The 3,088-nt window shown below is 60.1% G+C and carries 2 protein-coding genes; one reads left to right on the top strand and one right to left on the bottom strand.

What is annotated here, in order from left to right:
- Positions 1–1,774 (top strand): helix-turn-helix transcriptional regulator (locus B5F40_RS15625; RefSeq protein ID WP_239443096.1); only part of this gene is annotated, 1,774 nt, incomplete at its 5' end.
- Between the two features lie 186 nt (positions 1,775–1,960).
- Here the strand turns inward: B5F40_RS15625 and B5F40_RS15620 are convergent.
- A complete protein-coding gene (locus B5F40_RS15620; RefSeq protein ID WP_140396539.1) occupies positions 1,961–2,788 on the bottom strand; it encodes a hypothetical protein in 828 nt (275 codons plus the stop codon).
- Positions 2,789–3,088 lie beyond the last annotated feature (300 nt).

Raw genomic sequence — 3,088 nt, 5'->3', positions numbered from 1 at the left:
GGGGGGCAGTTCAGTGAGCCTACGCATTCCACGCATCACGTTGAGCGCGCACGTCGACGAAGGCAGCGCTCTCGGAGATATGTCCCTGCTGTGCGTCGGATACGGACTCCACCAAGCATGGGTGTTCTCTTCCATGTTCGGAAGCGCCTCGGTGTTCGGAACAACCGCATACCTCGCAAGCCCGAGCGACGTCCACATTACCCTCTCCTATCTGGTTTCCATCATCGTCTACAGCGCTTGCTTGCTGTTCGCTGCCGCAACCGACCAGCGCTTCCTCGATTTCTACATCTCCCGAAAAACGCTTCTGGGGGCAAGCATCCTCGGTTGCGCAGGCACTGTCGTCCTGGCTCTTTCCGGACCCGTCGACAGCACGCCGGCCAGCTTCGCATCGGGCGTGCTCACCGGATTGGGGTCGTCGATGCTCATCTTGTTCTGGGGAACGACATTCGCGAAGAACGACACCTCCACCATCGCTTTGAACACCGCACTGTCCGTCCCCATCGCCATGGGCGTGTACGCGGTGCTCCTGCACGCCGCTCCCGTACCGTTCTCGGGAATGATCACCGCCGTCCTCCCGCTGCTCGAATGCGCCATCTTGTGGGCCAAAATCCCACCGCACTACACGAAGCGCAAAGAGATGCCCATCTTCAAACCTCTGCCCATCAACCGGGCGAAGTTCCTCGTGCGCTTCGGCGCGCCCACCGCCATCATGGGGCTCGTCCTCGGATCGCTTCGACAAACGACGCTTCAGTCGGTTCTGGCCGCAGCCACGATAAACGATCAGCTTGTGCTGCTGTTGGCCAGCAGCTGCGCTGCCGTCACCGTGTTGGTGAGCATCTTGGCGCGCGGCAGAAACGACCAATGGAGCCGTTACTTCCGTCCCCTCGTCCCTCTCGTCGTGGTCGCTCTGCTGTTCTTGTCGTTTGGGCGCAACCAGTCGAACCTGATGGCGAACGTGGCCCTGCTCATCGGCTATCTGTGCTTCGAGGCCATGATGTGGATGTTCTTCGGAATGATGGCGCAGCGGTTCCGCATATCGCCCGTTTTGGTGTTCGGACTCGGGCGAGGAACGCTGGCCGCGGGCATCATGGCAGGTTCGCTTGCCCCCATCGTCCTCGTCGATTGGTCGGGAGACATGTTCGCGGGCCAGCAGCTCCTCGTCATGTCGATGTTCGCCGCCATCGCGGTGGCCTACGCGCTGCTGCCGCGCGAGCGCGAGGTGGAGGCCATCGTGGTGCCGTGTCCGGCGGTGCGTGCGGTTTCTGCCAGCCTGGAGAACGATCTGGTGGCTCCACTCGTGCCAGCGGACCCTAAAGCAGCAACACGCCGGCAAGAAGGGGAACAGGGTCGAACGGAAGCTTCGAAGTCGTGCGAACGGTTCGAATGCCCTCGCGCCTGCGAACGCGCCGACGACCGCACCCAAAAAAGCCAAGGGCCGTCAGAAGCACGTCGAGCCATGCTCAACACGTCCGCAGCGTCGCGCCTCGCATCAATGTCGATGCAATCGGCACCCGAGCAAAAAGATCGGCGTGCGCGCGGCGGCCGATTCCGCGCCAAATGCGAGACCGTTGCAAACACCTACCTGCTGTCCGCACGCAAGACGGAGGTCATGTTCTTTTTGGCGAAAGGGCACAATGCGGCCTACATCCAAGAGAAGCTCTATATTTCCGAAGGCACGGCCAAAACCCACATCCGCCACATTTACCGCAAGCTGGACATCCACACCCAACAGGAACTCATGCGCATGGTCGAGTCGGCCGAAGAATCGCGATAGAAAAACGGTGGGCAACGCTTTCGCAGATCCCCCTGTCGACTTCACTCGACGCGTCATGCCGCAGCGACACCGTCACGCAACAACTTCCGACAGCAGCGGACACGTGCCGCCGTCCCAAAGCGCGCTTTCTCGGACGCGGCATGCCGCCCCGCGCCCAAAAGGGCCGCGAGGCGCTTCCGCAACCGTCTACCAACCCATCGCAAACCCCCATAAAAGAATCAAAAGGCAGATGAAGAAAAGGTTGAAGGACGTCAGGAGATACTGATCGGATCGATACCGGTGACACGGAAGAACAGGACACTTGCGACCGGAAGGATCCAGGTAAACCGTCGCTTTCTCGCCAACCACCCGGGTGAATACATCCCAATAGCGAAACTTCTTGTCCTCGACCACGCGCCCATTCGGGAGCTTCCAAGAGCTTGCCCTGCCTAAATTGTCCGCGCCCACAAACATCGACTTGAACCCAACCACGCCTGCACGGGTGGCCACGCACTCTGCTTGCACCGGCTTCCATCGGCGCATACGCGAACGAGTCGCGAACGCTCGACCGAAATGCCACAGGCCCATCAAGGCGACCGCTGCGGCAAACACCAGATAGAAAGAACACTCGGTGAAAAGCGCAACCGCTTCGGCCTCCCCCACCGCTTTGCCCACCGAAGCCACAACGACCGTCCATGCGAACAGCCCTCCGAGAGTCAGGAGTATCGAAAAGCCCATCCCTACGACCAAAAACCAGAAGATCGACTTGATAATCTCGTTCGCCGCGCAAAGGGTTCCGGGGAGAACCGCGGGCAATTCGCCCTTCGGATCGACAAAAACGGTGTCGCGGGAAAAGACGCCCGGCATATTGGTTCTTATCCATCCGTTCTCACCAGGATCTTCAGCGGTATATTCACGTCCTCCGTAGGAAAACTTCCATGTGCCCGCAAATCCGTTAACAGGTGCGAAAAGCGAGAGGATACCCGATGCGGGCTCCCCCCGCCGCAAAGACACGCACTTCGCATCGACGGCCACGCGTCCCCGCGTTTGGCACGCACGAGCGACTTTCGGAGCAATCCACCTCACCACAACAAGGCAAACGACGGACACCGCGCAGAACGCAACCGCGAACTGCGGAAGATCCAATATACGCGACACAAAAAAACTCCTCTACAATCGAAGCGGCGAAACCTACCGGGAAAGCATGGAGGGAATGCTTAGGAGCACCGCGGCAACGCAAACCCCTCCCACCCTCAACGAGGCCCCCATTATTGACCGGAACTTCCAGTCGCTGCTCGGCATGAGGGAGCGGGTGGGGTCCTCCGGGCAGAAGTA

Source organism: Gordonibacter sp. An230, from assembly GCF_002159915.1.
Classification (GTDB): Bacteria; Actinomycetota; Coriobacteriia; order Coriobacteriales; family Eggerthellaceae; genus Rubneribacter.
This window is presented reverse-complemented; position numbering and strand designations above follow the sequence as displayed.